General features: G+C 44.2%; 26 protein-coding genes and 1 pseudogene. 25 read left to right on the forward strand and 2 right to left on the reverse strand.

Going from position 1 to position 26,023, the window contains the following annotated elements; all coding sequences use genetic code 11:
- Window positions 1-91: 91 nt before the first annotated feature.
- Entirely contained in the window at window positions 92-1,384 is a 1,293-nt protein-coding gene (gene serS / locus DXB73_RS10925; RefSeq protein WP_022024200.1) for a serine--tRNA ligase, read from the forward strand.
- 114 nt (window positions 1,385-1,498) lie between these two features.
- On the opposite strand, the gene DXB73_RS10930 is transcribed toward serS, so the two are convergent.
- Window positions 1,499-1,987: a DUF402 domain-containing protein gene (locus DXB73_RS10930; protein WP_022024201.1), complete on the reverse strand. Its 489-nt coding sequence runs from the start codon at window positions 1,985-1,987 to the stop codon at window positions 1,499-1,501.
- 260 nt (window positions 1,988-2,247) lie between these two features.
- Here DXB73_RS10930 and DXB73_RS10935 point away from each other — a divergent pair, with 260 nt between their 5' ends.
- From DXB73_RS10935 to DXB73_RS15180, 14 genes and pseudogenes are all read left to right on the forward strand, one after another.
- Window positions 2,248-2,577 (forward strand): AtpZ/AtpI family protein, encoded by a 330-nt coding sequence (locus tag DXB73_RS10935; RefSeq protein WP_022024202.1) that lies wholly within the window; start codon window positions 2,248-2,250, stop codon window positions 2,575-2,577.
- Entirely contained in the window at window positions 2,537-2,929 is a 393-nt protein-coding gene (locus tag DXB73_RS10940; RefSeq protein WP_022024203.1) for an ATP synthase subunit I, read from the forward strand. The genes DXB73_RS10935 and DXB73_RS10940 overlap by 41 nt, the downstream gene beginning before the upstream one ends.
- 159 nt (window positions 2,930-3,088) lie before the next feature.
- A complete protein-coding gene (gene atpB / locus DXB73_RS10945; protein WP_347559537.1) occupies window positions 3,089-3,862 on the forward strand; it encodes a F0F1 ATP synthase subunit A in 774 nt (257 codons plus the stop codon).
- Between the two features lie 50 nt (window positions 3,863-3,912).
- Window positions 3,913-4,179: an ATP synthase F0 subunit C gene (gene atpE / locus DXB73_RS10950; protein WP_022024205.1), complete on the forward strand. Its 267-nt coding sequence runs from the start codon at window positions 3,913-3,915 to the stop codon at window positions 4,177-4,179.
- A gap of 102 nt (window positions 4,180-4,281) precedes the next feature.
- Window positions 4,282-4,836, forward strand: a complete 555-nt coding sequence (atpF, locus tag DXB73_RS10955) for a F0F1 ATP synthase subunit B (RefSeq protein ID WP_022024206.1) — start codon at window positions 4,282-4,284, stop codon at window positions 4,834-4,836.
- Complete coding sequence (atpH, locus tag DXB73_RS10960) at window positions 4,824-5,375, forward strand: ATP synthase F1 subunit delta (protein ID WP_022024207.1); 552 nt, start codon at window positions 4,824-4,826, stop codon at window positions 5,373-5,375. The genes atpF and atpH overlap by 13 nt, the downstream gene beginning before the upstream one ends.
- A gap of 29 nt (window positions 5,376-5,404) precedes the next feature.
- On the forward strand, window positions 5,405-6,913 hold the full coding sequence (gene atpA, locus DXB73_RS10965) for a F0F1 ATP synthase subunit alpha (protein ID WP_118506965.1): 1,509 nt from the start codon (window positions 5,405-5,407) through the stop codon (window positions 6,911-6,913).
- A gap of 22 nt (window positions 6,914-6,935) precedes the next feature.
- Window positions 6,936-7,817, forward strand: a complete 882-nt coding sequence (gene atpG, locus DXB73_RS10970) for an ATP synthase F1 subunit gamma (protein WP_118691154.1) — start codon at window positions 6,936-6,938, stop codon at window positions 7,815-7,817.
- A 22-nt stretch (window positions 7,818-7,839) separates the two neighbouring features.
- On the forward strand, window positions 7,840-9,237 hold the full coding sequence (atpD, locus tag DXB73_RS10975) for a F0F1 ATP synthase subunit beta (RefSeq protein ID WP_118691155.1): 1,398 nt from the start codon (window positions 7,840-7,842) through the stop codon (window positions 9,235-9,237).
- 14 nt (window positions 9,238-9,251) lie between these two features.
- Window positions 9,252-9,665 (forward strand): ATP synthase F1 subunit epsilon, encoded by a 414-nt coding sequence (gene atpC, locus DXB73_RS10980; RefSeq protein WP_022024765.1) that lies wholly within the window; start codon window positions 9,252-9,254, stop codon window positions 9,663-9,665.
- 316 nt (window positions 9,666-9,981) lie between these two features.
- Window positions 9,982-11,364, forward strand: coding sequence for an Ig-like domain-containing protein (locus tag DXB73_RS10985; protein ID WP_182448311.1), 1,383 nt, complete (start codon window positions 9,982-9,984; stop codon window positions 11,362-11,364).
- A gap of 95 nt (window positions 11,365-11,459) precedes the next feature.
- A complete protein-coding gene (locus DXB73_RS14925; protein WP_243104072.1) occupies window positions 11,460-13,433 on the forward strand; it encodes an Ig-like domain-containing protein in 1,974 nt (657 codons plus the stop codon).
- Between the two features lie 18 nt (window positions 13,434-13,451).
- The gene (gene ybaK / locus DXB73_RS10995; RefSeq protein WP_118506961.1) at window positions 13,452-13,934 is read left to right on the forward strand and encodes a Cys-tRNA(Pro) deacylase; all 483 of its coding nucleotides are present in this window, start codon (window positions 13,452-13,454) and stop codon (window positions 13,932-13,934) included.
- Between the two features lie 125 nt (window positions 13,935-14,059).
- Window positions 14,060-14,221 (forward strand): annotated as a pseudogene (locus tag DXB73_RS15180) (Ig-like domain-containing protein); the annotation flags it as partial.
- Between the two features lie 65 nt (window positions 14,222-14,286).
- Here the strand turns inward: DXB73_RS15180 and DXB73_RS14935 are convergent.
- A complete protein-coding gene (locus DXB73_RS14935) occupies window positions 14,287-15,489 on the reverse strand; it encodes a hypothetical protein (protein WP_243104710.1) in 1,203 nt (400 codons plus the stop codon).
- Between DXB73_RS14935 and DXB73_RS14940 the strand changes: the two genes are divergently transcribed.
- The 10 genes from DXB73_RS14940 to DXB73_RS11045 all read left to right on the forward strand — a co-directional run bounded on the left by DXB73_RS14940 (window position 15,443) and on the right by DXB73_RS11045 (window position 25,873).
- Window positions 15,443-16,927 carry a hypothetical protein gene (locus DXB73_RS14940; protein WP_243104711.1) on the forward strand — a complete coding sequence of 495 codons (1,485 nt, stop codon included), beginning with the start codon at window positions 15,443-15,445 and terminating at the stop codon, window positions 16,925-16,927. The two genes, DXB73_RS14935 and DXB73_RS14940, sit on opposite strands and share 47 nt — an antisense overlap.
- Window positions 16,928-17,595: 668 nt before the next feature.
- Window positions 17,596-19,734 (forward strand): ABC transporter substrate-binding protein, encoded by a 2,139-nt coding sequence (locus DXB73_RS11005; RefSeq protein WP_118691158.1) that lies wholly within the window; start codon window positions 17,596-17,598, stop codon window positions 19,732-19,734.
- 51 nt (window positions 19,735-19,785) lie between these two features.
- Complete coding sequence (locus DXB73_RS11010) at window positions 19,786-19,974, forward strand: DUF951 domain-containing protein (RefSeq protein WP_118506957.1); 189 nt, start codon at window positions 19,786-19,788, stop codon at window positions 19,972-19,974.
- A gap of 174 nt (window positions 19,975-20,148) precedes the next feature.
- Window positions 20,149-20,436, forward strand: coding sequence for a 30S ribosomal protein S6 (rpsF, locus tag DXB73_RS11015; RefSeq protein ID WP_118506956.1), 288 nt, complete (start codon window positions 20,149-20,151; stop codon window positions 20,434-20,436).
- A 20-nt stretch (window positions 20,437-20,456) separates the two neighbouring features.
- The gene (locus DXB73_RS11020) at window positions 20,457-20,909 is read left to right on the forward strand and encodes a single-stranded DNA-binding protein (RefSeq protein WP_022025084.1); all 453 of its coding nucleotides are present in this window, start codon (window positions 20,457-20,459) and stop codon (window positions 20,907-20,909) included.
- A 37-nt stretch (window positions 20,910-20,946) separates the two neighbouring features.
- Window positions 20,947-21,207: a 30S ribosomal protein S18 gene (gene rpsR, locus DXB73_RS11025; protein WP_022025085.1), complete on the forward strand. Its 261-nt coding sequence runs from the start codon at window positions 20,947-20,949 to the stop codon at window positions 21,205-21,207.
- Between the two features lie 225 nt (window positions 21,208-21,432).
- Entirely contained in the window at window positions 21,433-21,990 is a 558-nt protein-coding gene (locus DXB73_RS11030) for a DUF4358 domain-containing protein (RefSeq protein ID WP_182434138.1), read from the forward strand.
- Window positions 21,991-22,011: 21 nt separating this feature from the next.
- Window positions 22,012-23,175, forward strand: a complete 1,164-nt coding sequence (locus DXB73_RS11035; protein ID WP_022025087.1) for a DHHW family protein — start codon at window positions 22,012-22,014, stop codon at window positions 23,173-23,175.
- Between the two features lie 36 nt (window positions 23,176-23,211).
- Window positions 23,212-24,660 carry an MBOAT family protein gene (locus DXB73_RS11040; protein ID WP_118691159.1) on the forward strand — a complete coding sequence of 483 codons (1,449 nt, stop codon included), beginning with the start codon at window positions 23,212-23,214 and terminating at the stop codon, window positions 24,658-24,660.
- Between the two features lie 82 nt (window positions 24,661-24,742).
- Window positions 24,743-25,873: a DHHW family protein gene (locus DXB73_RS11045; protein WP_022025089.1), complete on the forward strand. Its 1,131-nt coding sequence runs from the start codon at window positions 24,743-24,745 to the stop codon at window positions 25,871-25,873.
- The last annotated feature ends 150 nt before the right edge of the window (window positions 25,874-26,023 follow it).

Here is a 26,023-nt window from a genome sequence, read left to right on the forward strand (position 1 = left end):
GGGCAGGACTATAGCAGCTTATTCAAGCAGGCTGTCACATTACACTTATCAACAATATACGCATACGAGCTGTGTGCAGAAATGAGGAAATATGTTAGACATTAAATTTTTAAGAGAAAATCCAGATGTGGTAAAGCAAAACATCAAAAACAAATTCCAGGATGACAAGCTTCCGTTGGTAGACGAGGTCATTGCATTAGATGCTGAGGCGCGCAAGACACAGCAGGAAGCAGATGAGCTTCGTGCCTCCCGCAAAAAGATTTCTAAGGAAATCGGCGCTTTGATGGGACAGGGCAAGAAGGAAGAGGCAGAGGCAAAGAAGCAGGAAGTAAACAAAAATGCAGCTCGTCTTGAGGAGCTTGCAGCAAAGGAGAAAGAACTCCAAGCAAAAGTTCGTGAGATCATGCTTGTCATTCCAAATATTATTGATCCAAGTGTTCCGATTGGTAAAGATGACAGCGAAAATGTTGAGATTAAACGCTATGGTGAGCCGGTAGTGCCGGATTATGAGATTCCGTATCATGCACAGATCATGGAGAGTTTTGATGGATTAGACATTGATGCTGCCGGTAAAGTGGCAGGAAATGGTTTCTATTATCTGATGGGTGACATTGCCAGACTGCATTCTGCTGTACTTGCCTATGCAAGAGATTTCATGATCGATCGTGGTTTCACTTACTGCATTCCGCCATACATGATCCGAAGCAATGTCGTGACCGGTGTTATGAGTTTTGCGGAAATGGATGCGATGATGTACAAGATCGAGGGCGAAGATCTGTTCCTGATCGGTACAAGTGAGCATTCTATGATCGGTAAATTTATTGATACGATCACCGATGAAAAGGATCTGCCAAAGACATTGACCAGTTATTCCCCATGCTTCCGTAAGGAAAAGGGTGCTCACGGCATCGAGGAGCGTGGCGTGTATCGAATCCATCAGTTCGAGAAACAGGAAATGATCGTAGTTTGTAAGCCGGAAGAAAGTCCGGTTTGGTTTGATAAGTTGTGGCAGAATACGGTAGATCTGTTCCGTACGCTGGATATTCCGGTCCGTACGCTGGAGTGCTGCTCCGGAGATCTTGCAGATCTGAAAGTAAAATCCATCGACGTTGAGGCTTGGTCTCCACGTCAGAAGAAGTATTTTGAGGTAGGAAGCTGCTCCAATTTGGGAGACGCACAGGCAAGACGTTTGCAGATCCGTGTCCGTAAGGAAGACGGCAGCAAATATTTTGCACATACGCTGAATAATACAGTGGTTGCACCACCTCGTATGTTGATCGCCTTTTTGGAGAACAATTTGCAGGAAGACGGAAGCGTACGTATTCCGGAAGCTCTGCGTCCGTATATGGGTGGCAAAGAAGCTCTGGAAGTAAAGAAGAAATAATGGCACGTGGGAGACTTGCGTGAAATAACAGTATAAAAAGACCCTCTTTTGGTAGAAGGCGGACTGTATATCCGAGCTTCTGATCAAAAGAGGGTCTTTTCGTAGAGAGCAGAATTAACTGATCACTTTTAACATATCATCAATATAGTGTGTATATTTTTCAAATTCTCCGGCATAGATCGTATGTAATAGATCATCGGTTGCGCGCATTGCATGTGCGATCGTGCCAACGCTCAAAATGCCCTGCTCCATTGCATCAGCAAATTCATCCATGTCCAGTACTTCAACTTGACCATCCGGATATACGACTACGTCAATGAGTAGATCGTTAAAGGTGTAGGTATTTTCTTTCTCATCATAATGCGTCTCTATAATGTCACAATACCAATATACCATTTGTCCGGCATTGTCAAAAACCTTGCTCACCTTAATCCCTTTATCTATAAAATAAGCGGAGACACCACGGGAAATATCGCGTCGTGGTTTCAAAACATTCCAACTGGTAATAATAAGGTTAGGCTCTAAGGCTAAGATCATATCATCTTTTAATTCGATGTTTTCGTCGGGGATAAAGCGACGTCGAAATAATCGTGGTCGGCTCATGAAGAAACTCCTTTCAGCGGCTTATTTTTATTTGATAGCAAAACGCTGGTTTTGCTCTTTTTCTTCTTGTGGAATAATTATAGTCTAGGGAAGTTGGCTTGTAAAGGACTTTCTAGCTTATCGAATTAAATTATTTGCGGGATGATCGGAGGGGAAAAGGAGTTAGCAGATCGCTTGATACTACACGAGATTTTTTGCGCTCTTTGGTGGACTTTTTCAGAAGAATAAATTATAATAGCATAATGAGAGGTTATTAAAAAATGAGTAAGAAAGAGAAGAAAATTTTGCGTAGTTTTATGATGATCACGCAGATCAGTATTACAATGCTCGTGCCGATCTTTATTAGCGGTTGGCTGGGCACTTGGCTGAATCGTCTGTTTGGTACACAGATCATATTTCCGTTCATGTTGTTGTTAGGAATCGGGGCTGCGTTCAAAAATGTATATATATTAACCAAGTCCTTTTATGAGGCTGACATGAAGAAAGAGCATGAGCAGCTTGATTACATGAAAGGACTCACCGAGAAGCGGGAGGAAGCAGCGGGAGAGCATGAAACAGGTAAAACAGGTACTAAAGGAATTGATGATTAGTTCTATTCTGTGGACAGCCATTGTTACGCTGCTTTTTGTAATTATCAGTCGAGGCAGAGTTTCGATGTTATTTGGAGGGCTGTTTGGTGGTGCGGCGGCATTAGTTCTTTTGTGGCATATGTTTCGCCACCTGGACATTGCGCTTGATATGGATCCGGCGCATGCATCCAGACATGCGCAGCTTGCATCGCTGCAGAGATTGGTGATCATGGCGGTTACGCTGGCGGTATGCATGATATTTTATGAATATGTACATCCGATTCCGGCGATACTGACGTTGTTTGGAGTCAAGGTCAGTGCATTATCGTATCCGAAAATGCACCCGCATTATGAAAAATTATTTAAAAAATAGATATGTATTGCAGATATTCTGTTGTTTTATTTTATAGGAGATTGCGGTTGTGCGGTGCAGTGTATCGTGAAACGTTGATTTTCGCTTTGTAATGAAATGGTAAACAAGAGATATTTGCCTGTATATATAATTTATTCTATAGAAAGGGAAGGTGAGAATGTGGGAAGTGGCGTCTTTTGTATGCCGTTTGATTCCTTTGCAAACAATGTGTTTTTGGCAAAGGGAAATGAGCAGCAGGTAGACTTTTTTATCCATGGATATACGAAATTCAAGTTTTTCGGTTCAGATGTGTATCTGACTACGACGCATATATCCATGATCATTGTAATTGCTGCACTGCTTATTTTTGCTGTTTTTGCAAATCGTGCGATTCGTAAGGCGACTCCGGATCAGGTGCCGGGACCGTTTCTAAATGTGGTCGAGCTGATCGTAGAATCGCTGGATGGTATGGTGGCGGGCTCCATGGGAGAGAGTAAGGCACCAAAGTTTCGTAACTATGTCAGCGCTTTGTTTTTATTTATTTTGGCGTGCAACTTGTCCGGTTTGCTAGGGCTTCGACCGCCGACAGCAGATTACGGTGTCACATTTCCGTTGGCGATCATTACTTGGGTGATGATTCAATACAACGGTTTTAAGTACCAGAAATTCGGTAAGATTAAGGGATTGTTTGAACCGATCTTTCTGTTCTTTCCAATGAACTTGATCAGTGAATTTTCTACACCGGTTTCTATGTCTCTCCGTTTGTTCGGTAATATTTTATCCGGAACGGTTATGACGGGATTGATCTACGGATTATTGCCAAAGGTTTTGACATTAATCTGGCCGGCTGCATTGCACATTTATTTGGATGTATTTTCCGGTGCGATTCAGACGTATGTATTTTGTATGTTGACAATGTGCTTTGTCTCGGATGCGATTGGGGATCAGGCATAAACAAAAAAGTGAAGAAGTGCGGATAAGCACTTTAGAAATGGAGGATTATTATGAATATTGATAACGATGGATTGGTTTTGATGGGTTCTGCTATTGGTGCAGGTCTTGCGGTTATTGCCGGTATCGGACCTGGTGTAGGACAGGGTATTGCTGCCGGTTACGGTGCTTCTGCAGTAGGACGTAATCCGGGTGCGAAAGGTGACGTTATGTCAACAATGCTTCTTGGACAGGCAGTAGCAGAGACAACAGGTTTGTATGGTCTGGTAGTTGCTTTGATCCTGTTATTCGCGAACCCACTTTACGCAAAGCTTCATTAATCAATGCAAGTGCCGGCAGCCGGTACTATTTTTCAATGGAAAAATGACCGGAAGATGGCGTAAGCATTTGGTGGAAGACTCTAGCGGAAAGGAGGCACTAACGTGAGCGGAGTAATTCAGGTTGCACTGAGCAGTGGACTGGGCGATTATATTTTTGGTTTAGATCCACAGTTATTAGTAGACTCAGCGATTACCATATTAGCAATGTTTTTTGTATTTTTGCTTCTGTCCTATCTGTTGTTTAATCCGGCGAGAAATCTGATGGAGAAGCGGCAGGAAGGCATTCGTGAGCAGATGGAAACGGCAGCGCGCGAGAAGCAGGATGCAATTCAATTCAAAGCAGAATATGATGAAAAAATAAAAAATGTGCAAAAAGAGACGGATGAGATCCTGAGCGAAGCGCGTAAAAAGGCACTCAAGAAAGAAAGTGTCATGTTAGAAGAAGCGAGGGAAGAAGCCGCACAGATCGTTGCCCGTGCAAATCGAGAAGTTGAACTGGAGAAGAGCAAGGTCAAGGATGAAATGAAACAGGAAATCATTAATGTCGCAACGGCAATGGCTGGTAAAATCGTTGCATCTTCTTTGGACGAAAGCAAACAGTCACAGTTGCTTGCAGACACTTTGGAAGAGATGGGTGATGAGACATGGCTAAGTTAGTATCAAAGACATACGGCGAAGCCTTGTTTGAGGTTGCCGTGGAAGAGGGAACGATTGATTCCACTCTGGAGGAAGTGCAGATCGTGCTTGATGTGATCGAAGCGAATGAGCAGTACATCAAGCTGCTGACACATCCAAAGCTTCCGGTTGAGCAGAAAGTCTCACTGGTAGAGCAGGTGTTTGCTGGCAAAGCATCCGATACGCTGACAGGATTCATGGTCACTATCGTTGAAAAAGGACGTTTTTCGGAAATCGAAAAGATTTTGACGTATTTCATTGATAAAGTTCGTGAATACAAAAAGATCGGCGTAGCATATGTGATATCGGCTGTCGAACTGTCTAAGGATGAGAAGCAGGAGATCGTGCAGAAATTATTGAACACGACATCTTATGTGGAGTTCATCATGAACTATTCTGTGGATGCATCCCTGATCGGTGGCGTGGTGATCCGTATCGGAGACAGAGTGGTAGACAGCAGTATCAGATCAAAGCTGAATCGAATGGCAAAAGAGTTGTCGCAGGTTCAGTTGACGAATTAGAATAAACAGAAAGAAGGTGCGAGTGTATCATGAATTTGAGACCTGAGGAAATCAGCTCAGTCATTAAAGAGCAGATTAAAAACTACAGTACCAAATTTGAAGTAGCAGATATAGGTACTGTAATACAGGTTGCCGACGGAATTGCCCGTATTCATGGCTTAGAGAAAGCGATGCAGGGTGAACTGTTGGAATTTCCTAATGAGATATATGGCATGGTATTGAACTTGGAAGAAGATAACGTAGGTGCGGTTCTTTTGGGTGACCATAAAAACATCAATGAAGGCGACACCGTAAAGACGACAGGTCATGTTGTTGAGGTGCCGGTTGGAGATGCCATGCTCGGACGTGTAGTGAATGCGCTGGGACAGCCGATTGATGGCAAAGGACCGATCAAAACCGATAAGTCCAGACAGATCGAGCGTGTGGCATCCGGTGTTATCGCACGTAAATCCGTAGACACACCGCTTCAGACAGGTATTAAGGCGATTGACTCCATGGTACCGATCGGAAGAGGACAGCGTGAGTTGATCATTGGTGACCGCCAGACCGGTAAAACCGCGATCGCGATCGACACGATCATTAATCAGAAAGGACAGGGCGTAAAATGTATTTACGTAGCGATCGGACAGAAAGCGTCAACGATTGCCAACCTTGTGAAAAAATTAGAAGAATATGGAGCGATGGATTATACCACGATCGTTGCAGCAACAGCGAGTGAGTTAGCACCGCTTCAGTATATTGCACCATATTCCGGATGTGCAATTGGTGAGGAATGGATGGAGAACGGCGAAGATGTATTGGTTGTGTATGATGACTTAACCAAACATGCTGCGGCATATCGTACACTTTCCTTGCTGCTTAAGCGTCCGCCAGGACGTGAGGCATTCCCTGGAGATGTATTCTATCTGCATTCCAGATTGTTGGAGCGTGCAGCGAGATTGTCAGATAAGCTGGGCGGTGGTTCATTGACGGCATTGCCGATCATTGAGACGCAGGCAGGCGATGTATCCGCCTATATTCCAACAAATGTTATTTCTATCACAGATGGACAGATCTATTTGGAAACAGAGATGTTTAATGCTGGTTTCCGACCTGCAGTCAATGCCGGTTTGTCAGTATCTCGTGTAGGAGGTTCTGCACAGATCAAAGCGATGAAGAAGATTTCCGGACCGATCCGTATCGAGCTTGCACAGTATCGTGAGCTGGCGGCATTTTCACAGTTTAGTTCGGATCTCGATCCTGAGACGAAGGAGCAGTTGGCACAGGGCGAGCGTATTCGTGAGATCCTGAAGCAGGATCAGTACAAGCCGATGCCGGTTGAAAATCAGGTTATCATTATCTATGCGGCGACCAAGAAGTACTTGATCGATGTAGAAGTAGATGACATTATGGACTTTGAAAAAGGATTGTTTGAGTATATCGATACGAAATATCCGGAAGTTCCTGCTTCCATTCGCGAGGACAAAGAGATCAAGGAAGACACAGAGAAGAAACTGATCCAGGCAATCGAGGAGTTTAAAGCAGAGTTTGAAAAATAGTTTCGAGGGGAGGTAAGAGACAATGGCGTCAATGAGAGATATCAAACGGCGTAAAGAAAGTGTCCAAAGTACCGGACAGATTACCAAAGCGATGAAACTTGTTTCCTCTGTCAAGCTGCAGAAAGCAAAAGTCGGTGCAGAAGTATCAAAACCTTATTTTGATGCGATGTATGAGGCTGTGGCAGCGATGATCGCCAAGTCCGGGGAAATGTCCCATCCGTTTTTGCAAAAAAGCCGGTCTGACAAAAAAGCAGTGATCCTGATCACATCGAACCGCGGATTGGCAGGTGGTTACAACTCGAATGCAGTGAAACTGTTGACGAAAGACGAACGTTTTACTACGGAAAACACAGTGGTCTATGCAGTTGGTACAAAGGGTCGTGACAGCGTGGAGCGTGAGGGTTACACCATAGCCGGAGATTATTCGGAGGCGATCAACGAACCATTATATGCAGATGCATCGGAGATTGGCAAAGAAGTTTTGAGCAAGTTTACGATGGGGGAGATCGGAGAGATTTATCTGATCTATACGATCTTTAAGAACACGATGGTACAGATCCCTACGATGATGAAACTGCTTCCGATCAACGCATCCGATATTACAGCAGATGCGGAGGACGTAGAAGAGAACCCGATCGATCGCATCACGTTGATGAATTATGAGCCGGCACCGGAAGAAGCATTAAATGCGATTATTCCAAAGTACGTGAACAGCCTGATCTTTGGCGGACTTGTGGAGTCACATGCCAGTGAAAACGGTGCACGTATGCAGGCAATGGATTCGGCAACGAGTAATGCGGAAGAGATGATCAGTGACTTGTCGCTAAAATATAATAGAGCCCGTCAGGCATCTATTACACAGGAATTGACGGAGATTATCGCAGGAGCATCCGCGATTTCATAGCAAAATAAAAAGGAGAAATTAAATGGCAGAATTAAATGTTGGTAAGCTGACGCAGATCGTCAGTGCCGTTATCGATATTAAATTCCCAGAGGGCAAACTGCCGGAGATTAACGAGGCAATCAATGTCCCGTTGAAAGATGGTGGAAAGCTCGTAGTGGAAGTGGCACAGCATTTGGGTGATGACACAGTTCGTTGTATTGCCATGGGACCAACCGACGGTTTGGTTCGCGGTATGGAAGCACATGCAACGGGCGCACCGATTTCTGTACCGGTAGGCGAAGCTACATTGGGACGTATCTTTAATGTGTTAGGTGAGCCAATTGATGAAAAACCGGCACCGGAAGGGGTGAGATATGACCCGATCCACAGAAAAGCGCCGGCATTCGATGAGCAGTCGACAGAAACAGAGATTTTGGAAACCGGAATCAAGGTCGTTGATCTGCTTTGCCCTTACCAGAAAGGTGGTAAGATTGGTTTGTTCGGTGGCGCCGGAGTAGGTAAAACCGTATTGATCCAGGAGTTGATCACAAATATCGCGCAGGAGCACGGTGGATATTCCGTATTTACCGGTGTAGGTGAGCGTACTCGTGAAGGAAATGACTTGTATTATGAAATGATCGAGTCAGGTGTTATTGATAAAACGACGATGGTATTCGGTCAGATGAACGAGCCACCTGGAGCGCGTATGCGAGTAGGTCTTACAGGACTTACCATGGCAGAGAATTTCCGTGATCGTTCCGGAAAAGATGTCTTATTGTTTATTGATAATATTTTCCGTTTCACACAGGCTGGATCAGAGGTATCTGCGTTGCTTGGACGTATGCCAAGTGCCGTAGGTTATCAGCCAACGCTGCAGACGGAGATGGGTGCATTGCAGGAGAGGATCACCTCAACGAAAACAGGATCTATCACATCAGTACAGGCGGTTTATGTGCCGGCGGACGATTTGACTGATCCGGCTCCGGCAAATACATTCGCACATTTGGACGCAACAACTGTACTTTCGCGTGCGATTTCCGAGCTTGGTATTTATCCGGCAGTAGATCCGTTGGAGTCAACATCACGTATCCTCGATCCGCATATTGTCGGTGAGGAACACTATAAAGTGGCTCGTGGCGTGCAGGAGATTTTGCAGAAATACAAGGAATTGCAGGATATTATCGCAATTCTTGGTATGGACGAGTTGTCAGAAGAAGACAAGATCGTTGTAAATAGAGCGCGTAAAGTGCAGCGTTTCCTGTCGCAGCCGTTCCATGTAGCAGAGCAGTTTACAGGCCTGCCGGGACAGTACGTACCGGTTAGTGAGACGATTCGTGGATTCCAAGAGATTTTAGATGGTAAGCACGATGATATTCCGGAGAGCTATTTCTTGAATGCCGGAAATATTGACGAGGTAGTGGCCAGAATGGCTTCCAAATAAGAAAGGAGGGTCATATGGCAGACAAAACATTTACTTTGCAGATCATATCTCCGACCCGAATCTTTTTTGACGAGGAAGTGGACATGGTTGAAATGCGGACAACAGAAGGTGAGATCGGTGTGCTGGCGGGACATATCCCACTTACGGCAATTGTTGAACCGGGTGTTGTCAAGATCCATCAGGAAGGCAAAGTACGTGAGGCGGCTTTGTTGGATGGATTTGTGGAAATTCGCGGCAATAAGGTTACGGTGCTTGCGGAAGCCTGCGAGTGGCCGGATGAGATCGATGTGCACCGAGCAGAAGAGGCAAAGCTCCGCGCAGAACGTCGTATCGGAAGCGGTGAGAAGCAGGTAGACATGGTACGCGCAGAATTAGCACTTAAAAAGGCACTGACGAGAATTAATCTTGTCAGCACGCTAGGTAAATAATACAGTGCGATGCAATGCTCGTGCCTGAACAATGTATAGTGAACGCAGAGTAGGTAAATACGATAAGCAGTTTTGGTATTCTCATTCGAGAATATCAAAACTGTTTTTTGCATTATAGGAAACTTTCCATACCGGAAGTTAGAGCTGCTTATCAATGGGGTTCCAAAAATGGCAGAAATGTGTCAGATGTAAATTCGTACAAACCGCATAAATACTGTACGAAAACGGTTGAGAAATAGAGAAGAATATCATATAATAAAAGGTAACATAGAAATGAAAATTAATGTCGTACAATCGGCATGGAAAAGAGGAGCGTATGAAAAAAAGAAGACAGCCATGGGCGCGTGTATTAGCATTAGCACTAGCTGCCGCAATGATAATGCCACAGAGCATGGATGCTGCGGCTGCCGCCAAGAAGAAGGTGAAGCTAAACAAAACGAAAGTTGTTTTAAAAGTTGGTAAAAAGACTACGTTAAAGCTAAAGAACAACAAGAAAAAAGTAAAATGGTCCAGCAATAAAAAGAAGGTAGCGACCGTTACGAAAAAAGGTGTTGTCAAGGCAAAGAAAAAAGGAACTGCTAAGATCACTGCTAAAGTTGGCAAGAAAAAATATGTCTGCAAAGTAACGGTAAAAGCAGCTGCCACTAAAAAAAGCAATAAAAACACAAACCGTAAGAATAACAGTTCGAAAACGAATGGCGGTACACAGAAGGTGACTGGTACACCGGGTAAGAATGTAGCACTAAATGGGGATATCTTTCAGATTGGAGGACGCAATCTGACACTTGGTATGACATTGGCACAGGTGCACACGGTATTGGGTTCACTTTCGACGGATATATTGCGTTCGGAAAAATCTCCACAGGGATTTGATGTTCTTGCATTCCGACCAAACGGTAACAACTCCAGCGTTTCGCGCGATGACAAATTTAGTACATATATTTTGCTGTATCTGAAAAGCGGCAAGGTCGTAGGTATTTGTGGTATCAGTAAATCAATGGCATATGGTTCTTTAGTAAAAGCAGGAACCGGTGCAGCTGCTTTAGAATCGTCAAGTGCTTGGTCATCGGTAGATTGGTATGAAACAAGAGGAGATGTAGTCGGAGCAGGAGCCTATTCCACAGAGACCTCCAATGCGAATGTGCTGGCGTTTGTAGATTATTATGGAACCCAGACGACTTACTGTATACAGGCGTTTGATAAAGCCTATTCTATTGATGGAATGACCAATCTTTCCAGTCAGGATGCGTCATGTACGTACAGCGATGCAGTGGTAAAGGCGATGGCAACAGAGAGTGGGGAGCTGCTCAATGCATATCTCACTTTTTATGGAATGCGTTCCCTTGCGATCAATTCAAAATTAAGTGGTGTGGCACAAAGCTACAGCAACACGATGGCAAAAGCCGGTGCAACAGATGCGACAGACATGACTAGAAGCAGTTCTGAGATTAAATCGGCGATCGTCGGCGCAGGTTTACAGTGCGGACAGTGGGGTGAGCGAATTATGGCCAACAATATGGATGCCATTGGTTTTGCAAATTCTGCTGTGCAGAGTCAGGCGGCAAGAGCGCAGCTTTGCGATGAAGAGGGACTCGGCGTTATGGGGCTTGGAAGTGCAGCATATTTTGAAAATGGTGACGATGTGTTTTACACATATTTGGTCATTGACTTTGTAGATTATGTGAGAGTGGCATTTTAGAGTGGCTGGGATGAAATCCGTGATTTTAATGTTGTGCCTGTGGCGAATGCAAAAACTGACAAGCCAGCGGGCAGAGAAAGGAATGTGGAAATAGCATGAAAAAAGAGAGAAAGAAATGGATGAGCCTTGTGCTTGTCGGAGCGTTAGTGATCACATCGGTGTTTGTACCGGGGCAGCAGACTGATGCCAAGGCAAAGGTCAAGCTAAACAAGAAAAAGCTTGTATTGACTGTTGGTAAAAAGGCTAAATTGAAGGTGAAAGGGACCAAAAAGAAAGTAAAGTGGTATTCTTCGAAGAAAAAAATTGCGACAGTAACTAAGAAGGGTGTTGTCAAAGCGAAGAAAAAAGGAACGGCTAAAATTGTTGCCAAAATCGGCAAAAAGAAGTATACCTGTAAAGTTGTTGTCAAGGCAAAGAAAAAGGCGAAAGTTACGTCTAAGCCAAAAGCTGTGGCAAAAGTAACTGCTAAGCCAAAAGCTACGGCGAAAGTAACTGCTAATCCGGGAACTTTACCAAGCAAGAATCCACAGGTGTCCGATAATCCTTCGCAGACAACGCAACCTTCAGAAGAGGGAGACCCAACGACAGCGAAGATTATTTTGAATGATAATGTCGCAACGACGTGGAATGCATACCACAGACCGTTGAAGGATGTAACAGTAACCGAAGCGGCAACGATCCGAATTGGTTACACAGATATTTTTGACGGCTCTTTGTATTATACGAATACTTACGGTAGAGAGATGTCTTTGGATGAACTGAAAAGTCACGAAGGAGAAGAGTTTGGACAAGGTTTTTGGAAAAATCATCCTAGAAATGATCAGTCTTTTACTTTGCAGACAGGTACGGTAAATACGATTTATGTGCGTTTGGTTGATAATATGACAGAAACCGTATATTATTTGAATTCGGATAAGATCATAGTACAGGGAGCGGCACAGAAGACACCGGAGCCATCTGCAAGTGCATCACCAAGTGCGACACCAACGAGTGGCACTACCAGTACTCCGACGCCGGCACCAACGAATGCGCCAACCGGTACCCCAACGGCAGTTCCAAGCAAAACGCCGTCAGTGACGCCAACAGCAGCACCAAGTAAAACACCGTCAGTGACGCCAACAGCAGTACCAAGTTCATCAGGACTGACGGTAGGAAACAGACAGCTTTCGGTTGGAATGACAAAGACAGCGTTTAATAATGCACTGGCAAGCAAGTCGACTGACGTGAAACGTGAAGAAAAATCTCCACAGGGATTTGATGTGATCGCATTTCGTGAGAATGGCAATAATTCCAGCCTGAGCGGAAACCAATATGATCAGAAATATAGCACTTATATTTTGGCATATTTGCAGGATAATGAAGTGATCGGAATTACAGCAATTGCGCCGGGAATGTCTTATGCAGGCGAGGTATCTTATGGAACGCCGGCGAGTACATTAGCATCGAATGGCTGGACCAGCGTTGACTGGTATTTGGCAGGCAGCGCAGCCGGTGCATATACAAAGACGATCAAGGGAACGGAAGTTATCGCATTTGTGGATGCACTCGGAAGCAACCAGGTATATTGTATTCAGGCATTTAGCGACAGCTTTTTGGTGGATGATATGACAAATGTTAGTGAAACGACATTGCAGTTAAATTATCCGGCAGAGGTGCAGACCGCAATGGCAACCGAAAGCGGAGAACTTTTGAATGCATATTTGGTAAATCAGGGACAAAGCGCATTCCGTATTAATACGAAGCTTAGCGCAGCAGCCAAATCTTATAGCAGCGAGATTGTTTCAGCAGGAATTATTGATGCAAGTGATGCATCAAGATCCAGTAGTGATATTAGATCGTCGATCCGTGCCGCAGGGATAGCACCTGGCGCATGGGGAGAGCGTGTTTTGATCGGCAACATGGATGCTATCGGATTTGCTAACAGTATGATCGAGAGCAGTGGTGCCAGAGCATTATTATGGAGTGGAGATTACGCTGTTATGGGCCTGGGCGCCGGTGCATATAATGACGGAACAGTGTATTATCCAAACCTTGTTATTGATCTTATCGATAAGGTAAAATTAATTTAAGTAAAAGAGGATGACATCATGGGTAAAGAAGTAAAAACCAATGCGATGAGAATGTTGGATCGGCAAAAGATTCCGTATGAGTTGATGAATTATGAATGTGAAGAATTTGTTGACGGAATGGATGTCGCTGACAAACTTGGGCAGGATTACGAAATGACATTTAAGACTTTAGTTACATTGGGCAAGAGCGGCAACTATTATGTATATGCAATACCGGTGCATCGTGAGCTTGATATGAAAAAGGCGGCACGTGCAGTTGGTGAAAAGCATGTGGAAATGGTGCCGGTCAAAGAGATCAACAAAGTGACCGGTTATATTCGCGGAGGATGTACTCCGATCGGTATGAAAAAGCAGTATACAACGGTGATTCATGAGAGCGCAAAACAGCAGGACAAGATTGCTGTGAGCGGCGGAAGAAGAGGCGTACAGATTCTTCTGCAGCCGGAGGATTTAGCGAAGGCATCCGGGGCGACTTTTGCGGATATTATTAAAGAAGAGTGAGGTATTAAATGTAACTGTTGACAGATAGTTGGCGGAAGGAGAAAAAAGTGAAAAAGAAATCATGCACAAGAGCTTGGTGCGGCGTGCTGGCGGCAGCATTAGTGGTAACTTCCACATCATCGGTTATGCTCGCCGAGGCAGCAAAGGCGCCAAAGCTCAACAAAAAAACGATAACTTTGCGCGCTGGGGCCAAAAAAAAGCTCAAAGTGAAAAATTTAAAGAAAAAGCAGAAGGTAAAGTGGAAATCCAGTAAGAAAAAAATAGCGACAGTCAGTAAAAAAGGACTGGTAAGGGCGAAAAAGATAGGAATAACAAAAATTGTTGCAAAAGTAGGCAAAAAGAAATTGGTTTGTCACGTTCGAGTATTGCCGAAAAAGATAGTTATTAGGAGACCAAAACCAATGCCTGTTGCCACTCCGGTGCGGGTAGTGACACCGAAGCCGACTGCAATAGTACAACCATCAGAGACGACCAATGTTAGTCCGACTATGGATGTGACGGCAAAACCGACCATAGCTCCAACGGTGAAACCAACGATGGTGCCGACAGCGAAACCAACGACAACGCCAACGAAAATGCCAAGTGCAGCGCCACTGCCGACACCAGCACGGACAACAACTCCGAGCCCGAGTGCCGCACCAATAGTGAAGCCAACAGCGAGTCCAAGCACTGCACCGACAACAAAACCGACAGCGAGTCCAAGCACTGCGCCGACAACAAAACCGACAGCGAGTCCAAGCACTGCAACGACCGCAACGCCAACGAAAATGCCAAGTGCAGCGCCACTGCCGACACCTGCACGGACAACAACTCCGAGCCCGAGTGCCGCACCAATAGTGAAGCCAACAGCGAGTCCAAGCACTGCACCGACAACAAAACCGACAGCAACACCAACGCAGACGGCGAAGCCAAGTGCCACACCGACCGCGACACCAACGCAGACGGCGAAGCCAAGTGCAAGTCCGACAGTGACACCGGCACCAACACCAAGTGCAGCACCGCAACCAAGTGCCACACCGACCGCAACGCCAACGCCAACACCAACGCAGACGGCGAAGCCAAGTGCAAGTCCGACAGTGACACCGGCACCAACACCAAGTGCAGCACCGCAACCAAGTGCCACACCGACCGCAACGCCAACGCCAACACCAACGCAGACGGCGAAGCCAAGTGCAAGTCCGACAGTGACACCGGCACCAACACCAAGTGCAGCACCGCAACCAAGTGCCACACCGACCGCAACGCCAACGCCAACACCAACGCAGACGGCGAAGCCAAGTGCAAGTCCGACAGTGACACCGGCACCAACACCAAGTGCAGCACCGCAACCAAGTGCCACACCGACCGCAACGCCAACGCCAACACCAACGCAGACGGCGAAGCCAAGTGCAAGTCCGACAGTGACACCGGCACCAACACCAAGTGCAGCACCGCAACCAAGTGCCACACCGACCGCAACGCCAACGCCAACACCAACGCAGACGGCGAAGCCAAGTGCAAGTCCGACAGTGACACCGGCACCAACACCAAGTGCAGCACCGCAACCAAGTGCCACACCGACCGCAACGCCAACAGTAAAACCAACGGTAAAACCGACAGCGACACCAACGGTAAAACCGACAGCGACACCAACGGTAAAACCGACAGCGACACCAACGGTAAAACCGACAGCGACACCAACGGTAAAACCGACAGCGACACCAACGGTAAAACCGACAGCGACACCAACGGTAAAACCGACAGCGACACCAACGGTAAAACCGACAGCGACACCAACGGTAAAACCGACAGCGACACCAACGGTAAAACCGACCGCGACACCAACGGTAAAACCAACAGCAACACCAACGGTAAAACCGACAGCAACGCCAACGGTAAAACCGACAGCAACACCAACGGTAAAACCGACAGCAACACCAACGGTAAAACCGACAGCAACGCCAACGGCAAAACCGACCGCGACACCAACGGTAAAACCAACAGCGACACCATCCGGGAATGCAGGACAAAATGTTAACCTGAATGGAAAAAAAGCGTTTACGATTGCTGGTTACCAACTTGCTTTGGGATTGACCAGAGATGAAGTAAACACGGTACTTGGATCATTAAAAACAGATGTTAAACGTACCGCAAAATCGCCACAGGGCTTTGATGTTATTGCATTCCGTGCTGGTGGTAATGATACTGATAAGAGTTTTGATGAAAAATACAGCACATATATTTTGATCTACCTGAAAGATGATATTGTAGTTGGTATTAGCGGTAATGCGTCATCAATGAATTTTGATGGAACAGTGTCTTATGGAACATCTGCAGCTACGTTGGTTTCTAATGGATGGGTTGATATAGACTGGTACAAAACAACAGCCGGTGATGCGGCAGCATACAGTAAGGATGTCGACAATGCAACGATCATTGCATTTGCGGACGCTTATGGAGATGACAAGGTATACAGCATTCAGATCTTCAACAATGCATATTCGATCGCAGATATGACGCAGTGTACAGAGACAACGCTGCCAATGAATTATTCTGCGGATGTGTTGACAGAAATGGAAACAGAGACCTTCGAAATTTTAAATGCATATTTGGTCAACACCGGAGTACGTGATGCGGATGTCAAAGCGATACGCAAAAACACAAAGGTTTCCAATGTGGCGCGTGCGTATAGCAAAAAGATTGCAGATGGTAGGCAGACTGATGCGGCCGATGTCGAAAGAGATTCAGCACAGATTAAGACAGCATTGGAGAACGCAGGTATATCACTCAGTGGGAAAGAACGTTACTGGGGCGAACGTATTATGATCGGTAATATGGATGCCATTGGATTTGCCAATAGTGCTATCGAGAGTGAACGTTCACGTAGTAATCTGATCAACACATGTTATGGACTTTGTGGTATCGGAGCAAGCGTCTACACAGAGAGTGCAGGTAAGGCTGTTTACTATCCTAATATGGTAATTGATTTTGTAGACAGGGTATCCGCGCTGTAATCCGTTTTCGAATCAAAAGAAGCTATGATCTGTCAGTGACTATTTGTCAAAAAACTGCAGAAAAATACGGAAATAATATGTAAAAAAAGGCAATAAAATGTAAAATTTTATTGCCTTTTTTGATAAAATATGTTATTATAAGTTTACGAAAATGTTTTAGTAAGAATAAAAATGCGATTGAGCAATTATCGCAGATTATTCATTGAACTACATTGGAAATGACTACAGAAGACATTTTCAAAATCGGTCCATATGCAGGAGGCAGACAAAAAAAGGTGAGGGCTGTCGCTGCGTATGCCCGGTATATATGAGCGCATGTATACATAAGGTGGTAGGAGTACATAAGTATTAACACAACGGATAGTCTATATTATTCGTTGTACTGGGTGGGAGCAGATTGAAACATACAGTGCGTGAAGAGAAGCAATCCGAAAGGGTTGCTTTTTTCATTATAAGCTCTGTAAGGAGTAATAAAGTCCTGCAACGTCAAATCAAGCTATTCAAAGCCGAATAAAGTTCTGTAAAGAGTTTTCCACGCAAGACATCAGGAGCTCTTTTGACACCTTGGAAATATAATGGTAATATGACAATGCAAAATTATCTGTTCAAACGACAGAAGTTTGAGTTAAGTAGTGAGGATCCGAGGTAAGAGTAAATGGAGGACAAGCATGATTAATATAGGAAAAAAATGTTTAGCTGCGTTATTGGCGGCGTCCATGGTATTTGGGGTGACCGGCTGTGGCAAGCAGAAAAAAGCGAAGAAACCATATGTGCAGTCAACAGCAGAAGTTAAGAACGGTACTGCTAAGGCAGAAGGAAAAGGTAAGCAGCAGTCAGAGGTTCCGCTGATCATTGGCTGTGGCAGACTTGATAAAAATTTCAATCCGTTTTTGGCACAGGCTGCGTCTGATGAACAGGTCATGAATTTGACGCAGACCAAACTGTTTGACACGGATCGCGCCGGTCGGCTGGTGGAAAAGGGGATTGATGGAGAGCTTCGTGAATACAACGATGAGAACTATACGTATTATGGAATTGCGGATATTAAAAAGGCACGACGTACCAAAGCGAACTATACGGTATATCGTATTACGATCCGAGATGATCTTCTGTTTAGTGACGGCCAGCCGATCACTATTGACGATGTGATTTTTTCGCTTTATGCATTTTGTGACAATGATTATGACGGCAATGTGCAGCTAAAAAGCAGTAATATCCGTGGGCTGCTGAATTATCAGGCAAATAATGCTCGGGCAGAATCGTATACGGACAAGCAGGTGAAAAAGTATATTCGTAAGAAGCCGGCAGCACTGCAGAAATGGATGCAGAAGCATAGCAGCGATGAGAGCGGGTATGAAAGTGCGCTCGAAAGGCAGGCGCGTTATTTGATGGCGAAGCAGGCAAAGAAAAAAACGAGGGTAAACAGTATCGAAGGAATCAAACGCCTTAATGATTACGAATTGCGTATTTATACAACAGGCTATGACAGCAGATTTGAGGAAAAGCTGCAGATTCCGATCTGCCCGCTGCATTATTATGGAGATACAACAAAATATAGTTATAACGCAAATAAGTTTGGATTTAAGAGAGGAGATCTCTCTGCAATTCGCGCTAATAAGAGTTCACCGGTTGGAGCCGGAGCGTATCGATTTGTGAAATATGACAGTGGAATTGCATATTTCATGGCGAATGAGCTGTATTATCAAGGCTGCCCAAAAATCACGTACGTGCAGCTAAAGGATCTCACAAAACTGTTTAAGGATGAGGATCTGACCGGAGCGAAACTTGCCGAGGAGATGAAAGGACAAACAGTAGATGTGGCATCTTTGGCTTTGACTCAGTCTGACCTTGAGGCAATTGGTGAAATCAACGGAAATGGGAAAATGTCCGGCGATGAGATCAACACCTGTCAAAGTGCCAATGCATCATATGCATATTGGGGTCTCAATCCATACCGGGTATGCATAAATAATGAGCCGTTTAGTGAGCAATCAGCGGCTTTACGGCATGCGATCGCCATGGTAGTTAGCGCATGTCGGGGAGTGCAGATGGAAACAGAAGGTGCAAAACTTACCAGTGTAAATGCACAGGCGGCAAAGGATTCGTGGTTGTCTCCGGAGCAGCCAAATGAGGATAAACTTTGCTATGCAGAGACGCCGGATGGCAAAGAGCAGATCTATAAGACAGATGATGCGGTTGATCAAAAGCGGGAAGAGGCACAGCAGACTGCACTTAAATGGTTGGAAAAAGCGGGATATACCGTAGAGGATGGCAAAGTAACTGCAGCTCCTGCGGGTGCAAAGACGTTGTTTTCAATGGAATTAGCCGGTGGAACGGATACAGTCGGATATCAGCTGGCCACGGCGGTTGCGAGTGATCTGCAAGGGATTGGCATTACAATACAAATTCATACTACAACAGTAGATAAATTGAATAAGAAAGTCGCAAATCTTCGCCGCGGAAATGTATTTGCCAAGAAATCCTCAATAGCATTGTGGTACGCCGAGGAAGAGATGAGCAGCAATCCGGATCTTGCAGAGAGATTTGCATTTTTGGAAAATGCAGAGCTGATGAAAGCGATCAACAAGTCCGATCAAACCATAAACAAGGAAAAGCAGAAAAAATGGACACAAAAAGCGTTTGACGAGATTTATGCAATGATAGTGGAAGTACCTGTTCACCAAAAGAGTACGACAATGTTATATAGCAGCAGCCGTATCCGTTCGAAGTCTATGACAAAAAATACGACAATGTTCTATAGCTGGATGCGAGAAATTCAAAATATAGATATGAAGGCAGAAAATTAGGATTTTGTGATGGAAATAGTGCTTGTCGATGTGACCATAAGGAGGGAATGGATGGATTTAAAAGTAGGCGATGTTATCAAAATGAAGAAATCACATCCGTGCGGAACAAATGCGTGGGAGCTTAGACGTGTAGGGATGGATATCCGCATTCGCTGCACCGGATGCGGCCACCAGATAATGCTTCCGCGGAAGCAGGTAGAAAAGGCGTTCCGCGGATTTGTATCCCGGAGTGGCCAATAAGCAGAAAAAAAGTTGTTGCAGAGGTTGTAAAGTTCTGCTATAATAGAAAAATGTGACATGTTAATTTTTCCTTGTTCTTTCCAGTGGGGCATGTGTTTTGAAAGACACCGATTCCGAAAGTCACAGAATCGCAGCCGGGAAAGAGCCAGAGACCAAAAGGAGGTACAGACGACTATGAACAAATATGAGTTAGCGTTAGTTGTCGATGCTAAGATCGAGGAAGATGCAAGAGTAGCAACTGTCGAGAAGGCAAAGGATTATGTAACCAAATTCGGCGGTACTATCACAGAGGTTGAAGAGTGGGGCAAGAAGAAACTTGCTTACGAGATTCAGCACATGAAAGAGGGCTACTACTACTTCATCAAGTTTGATGGCGAGGCAACTGTTCCGGGCGAGTTGGAGCAGGCTGTTCGAATCATGGACAATGTTCTGAGATACTTATGCGTTAGACAGGAAGCATAAGAAAGGAAGGTGTTTCCTTCATGAATAAGGTTATTTTATGTGGTAGATTGACCAGAGATCCTGAAGTTCGTTATTCTTCAGGAGAGAATCAGACAGCGGTTGCAAGATATACACTTGCGGTAGACCGTCGTTTTAAACGCCAGGGAGATGAGCAGACTGCAGATTTCATTAACTGTGTGGTTTTTGGCAGAGGGGCTGAGTTTGCAGAGAATTATCTTCATCAGGGCACTAAGATCATAGCTGAGGGTCGCATTCAGACAGGAAGCTATACCAACAAAGATGGACAACGTGTCTATACTACAGATGTTGTAGTGGAAAATCAGGAATTTGCGGAGAGCAAAGCAGCATCTGCAAATAATGCCGGCGGTTATCAGCAGGCAGCACCATCCAGACCAGAGCCGACACAGGCTGCAGGCGACGGATTTATGAATATTCCGGATGCCATTGAAGAGGAATTACCATTCAAGGTGTGATGGACTGATAGACACAAATTATTAAGGAGGTTTCGTAATGGCATACAATAAAGGCGATAACAATGCTTCAAGAAGAAGACCAATGCGTAGAAGAAAAAAAGTTTGTGCTTTCTGTGCAGACAAAGAGCATGATTATATCGACTACAAGGATGTAAATAAGTTAAAGAGATATGTCTCCGAGAGAGGCAAGATTCTTCCAAGAAGAATTACAGGTAACTGTGCAAAGCATCAGCGTGCGTTAACAGTTGCAGTTAAGCGTGCACGTCACGTAGCAATTATGCCTTATACAACTGATTAATTTTGGTTAGTTTATAGGAGCGATCATTATGAGCTTCTGCGATATGCAGAAGCTCTTTTTTTCTTATTTTTTGACCACAATATCTATCAGCGGTGCGCCGCATCTCTTGCACGATAGTTGGAAGTATGCTAAGATAAAATGTACGCAAATATGTATGTTTAGGGACATTATGAAGATGTGTACTAATGATAATATATGTCTTGCAATTTAAAGGAGCAGCCGCAAATGAACCAAAAGACGAATAATAGAATGCAGATGTTGACTGCGATGGCAATTTTTATTGCAGCAGTATTTATCTGGGGGATTGTCCAGTGGCAAGCAACAGGTGTAAAAGAGCCAGCTGTACAGAAAGCACTGGCAACACAGAAAAAAGTGAATAACGTGTCCGATAAAAAGGTGAATATAGAGGCGTTAACAAAGATACTGCTTCAGGACATAAAATACGAAACGAAGCTTAATTTAATGGATGATAGCGTTGTGGAGGGAATCGTATCGTTGCAGAAAGATTCCAAAGCAGCTTTATATATGGGAGAAGGAACATATTCCGATGAAGTGCTGGTGGTCACCGCTTCCTCAGAAGAGAAAGCTAAGAAAGATCAGGGAGCAGTAGAACAACATCTCAAAGAGATGAAGCATTCCTTTGAAGACTATATTCCGAAACAGGCAGATAAGATTGAAAATGCGGTTATCATACGATGCGGAAAGTATGTTGTTGCTTGCGTTACAGATGACTATGAGACCGCCCAAAATAAGATCGTGGATGCATTCGAGGCGGATAAATAGTATATACGGAAGAGGTTAGGTATGGGAAGGTTTAGGCAAGGGAAGATAATTGGTTTGGCGGTGGCAGTATGCTTGATTGTTATTTGCGGAGTCCTGTTATGGCGGGCAAAGCCTCACAAGACAGAAGAAACTCTGGTTATTTCTCATGCGCTTAAGGAAGATAAAGGTTCTAATACAACACATAAAAAACAGGCTGAGAAGAACAGACAGACTCCGACAGCGATGCCGACAGCAACGCCGACAGCAACACCACAGGGTGGATATGCAGAAATTACGTCACATGACAAAATGAAGATATATGAGGACACGGCAACTGTTGTGATTGGAGATACCGGCTATGAACTTTATAACTATGTGCCATCCATTGCGTCTTCTTATGCAAAAGCAATTAATAAAGCGGCCAAACTGTATGGTTCTTCTGCAACAATTTATGACATCATTATCCCAACGAGTGTAGGAATCACCATGCCGGACAATAAATTAGCACATGTTAATTCAACACCGCAGGACAAGGCAATCAAGAAAATCTTTGCAAAGCTGGAAAAATCCGTGCAGACGATATCGTTGTATGATGCATTGATGCAGCACCGACAGGAGTATGTTTATTATCGCACAGATCATCACTGGACGTCCAAAGGGGCGTATTATGGATATGTGGGAATTTGCGAGAAACTTGGCATTTCACCACATGCGTTATCAGAATATGAGAAGAAGAAATTTGGAAGTTTTATTGGTACATATTATGGTGACACCAATGGCGATAAAAATTTTCGCAAAGATGAGCTGGCAGCTTATTACCCGGTGAGCGATAAGATCAGCATGAAATATCAGAACGAATCCGGCAAAATAGTGAATGGACATGTTATTGCGGACTCGTCGAAATATGGAATCAGCAACAAATATTTGGCATTTTTGGAGGGAGATAATGCGTATACGGTGATCACCAATAAGAACATCAAGGATTCTTCCAGTTGTGTTGTGGTGAAAGAATCGTTTGGAAATGCACTTGTACCATATTTGACCGATCATTTTTCCAAAATATATGTCATTGACTATCGTTATTGGAATGGGAAGTTATCACATTTGGTAAAAGACAAAAAGATACAGAAAATCTTTTTTATCAACAACATTTCCATGACGCGCAATTCGTATCTGGTTGGTAAACTTAATCAACAGATTCGCTGATCTTTGTATGGTAACAAGGCAGAAGAGAGGATAACTATGGTATTTAGCAGTGTTGTGTTTTTGTTTTTATTTTTGCCGGCAGTGATCGCATTGTATATTATTTGTCCGGCAAAATTGCGTAATGGACTGCTATTTGCAGTTAGCTTGTTCTTTTATGCATGGGGCGAGCCGGTATATATATGGATCATGTTATTTTCTACGGTATTTGATTATACCAATGGTTTATTGTTGGAATATTTTTTGGCGAATAAAGAGCGTTTTGTCAATTATCAAAAATATAGAAAGATTGTATTAACCGTATCTGTTGTAGGGAATCTTGGGATTCTCTGCTTTTTTAAGTACACGGAATTTTTGTTGACTTCATTGAGGAATCTGACGGGGACAGACATACATATATGGAAGCTTGCACTGCCAATTGGAATATCGTTTTACACATTTCAAACTATGTCTTACACAATTGACGTGTATCGGCAGAAAGTGAAAGCGCAGCATAACCTGATCGCATTTGGAATGTATGTTAGTATGTTTCCGCAGTTGATCGCAGGGCCGATCGTGCGGTATGCATCGGTGGAGCAGCAGATGAACGATCGTGTACTGGTTCCGGCAAAAATGGCAGCAGGTCTGCAGCGTTTTATTATCGGACTGGGCAAAAAGGTTTTGCTTGCAAATCAAATCGGTGCATTGTGGACAGAAATATCGACGCAGAAGACCGGGACGGTATTAGGGGCATGGCTTGGGGCCATTGCGTTTATGTTTCAAATATATTTTGATTTTTCGGGTTATTCGGATATGGCAATTGGACTGGGGCATATTTTCGGATTTACATTTCCGGAAAACTTTAAATATCCGTATATTTCAAAAAGTATTACGGAGTTTTGGCGTCGCTGGCATATAACGCTTAGCACATGGTTCCGTGAATATTTGTATATTCCGCTAGGGGGAAATCGACGGGGCAGAACCAGACAGATATGGAATTTGTTTGTAGTTTGGAGCCTGACCGGGCTTTGGCACGGGGCGTCTTGGAACTTTGTATTGTGGGGCATTTATTATTTTATTTTGCTTACCATAGAAAAAATATTTTTAGGAGAAAAATTGGAACAATTGCCGGGATGGCTGCAGCATGTTTATACCTGCCTGGTCGTTTTATTTGGCTGGGTGATCTTTGCCAATGAGAATATTGCGGACCTGGGACGTTATTTTCTTACGATGTTCGGTGCGAACGGAGCATTGTACAACCAGACAGCTATATATCAATGGTATACCCACATCCCTCTTTTGATCGTATTGATCATTGGGTCAACAAAACTGACTAAACAGCTGCTTCGTAAGGGCTGGACACGGCTGAAGCTTATAGATGCGATCTCGTCCCGTCAGGAACAGATACGATTTGTGGCGGCAAGTATATTTACGGTGTTGGTGTTGTATTGCAGTGTGGCATTTTTGGTAAGCGGATCGTATAATCCGTTTTTGTACTTCAGATTTTGAAAGTAGCATTGATCGCAGAGCAAAATCTCATGTTTTGTGAGCGGTCCTTTGCCGTGGAACGTCTGCGGAATGGAGGATTAGAATGAAACGTCACTGGTATATGATATATTTTGGGCTGATCATAGGAGGCCTGTTTACACTTGGCATAACCATGTTTATCAGACCGGCAAAACATTTTTCGGAAAACGAAAATCGTGTTTTGCAGCAGATCCCCACATTTTCACTTAATAGTTTCGTGCAGGGACAATATCAGGAAAAATTAGAGAAAGGCGCAGATGACCAATTTCCCGGGAGAGATGGGCTTACGGCAACCGCATCTATATGCAAACGTATGATGGGGCAGAAGGATATTGGAGACACCTATTTGGGAAAAGATCATTATTATCTAGCCAAAAAGACCGAAGATTCTATAGATATGTTTCGCTATATGGAAAATCTGCGATATGTGGAATATGTGGGTAGTCAGAGAGCGTCAAAATCCACGCTGCTTCTTGTACCTGACGCCGGAACGATATTGGCAGACAAGTTGCCTGCACAGGCACCGTTTTATCAGGCTGCGGCGCTGTATCGTGCTGCCGGTTCGGTATGCAAGCAGACTACATTTGTAGACATTCGACAGGCAATGAATGAACAGAAAAAGTCGGAACAATTGTATTACCGCACAGATCATCACTGGACCTTGGCAGGAGCTTATGTGGGTTATCAGCAGCTTTGCCAGCCGTTACACTTGACAAAACAGCCCTATGAGCATTTCAAGCCTAAGATGGTCAGCAAAAACTTTTTGGGAACATTACATTCCCGTGTGCTTGGTGCAGATGCCAAAGCAGATACGATCTATGCGGCGGATCATTTACCGGAGATCTCTTCGGTGGTGTGCGATGGCAAAGAAAAGCATACGATCTATGATGCCCGTAGATGTAGTACGAAGGATAAATATGCGTACTTTTTTGGCGGAAATTATGGGGAAGTGACGATCAAGATGTCAGAACAAAACCACACAGGAAAGAATCTGATCGTGTTTAAGGATTCTTTTGCCAACTGTCTGGTGCCTTTTTTGTTAGAACAATATGATCAGGTAACTATGATCGACTTACGGTATTACCGAAAATCTGTAATAAACATTCTACAGCAGAAGAAAGATGCGGAAATCTTATTTTTGTATGAAATGAGCAATTTTGCAGAAGATAATAATATATGGAAACTTACAAAATAGAAGAGTTGTACGAAAATCATATGTATAAAGGGAATGATGTATTCCCATAGGGATTTCATGGTTAATATACGATCGGGCGCTGCCTTTTTTTGGTAATTATGTAATATTATTTGACAAAATTTAATGATGTTGTTATAATTTGTAATGAAA

Origin of the sequence: Clostridium sp. OM05-6BH, from assembly GCF_003481635.1 — a bacterium.
In the GTDB taxonomy this organism is placed as follows: Bacteria; Bacillota; Clostridia; order Lachnospirales; family Lachnospiraceae; genus Butyribacter.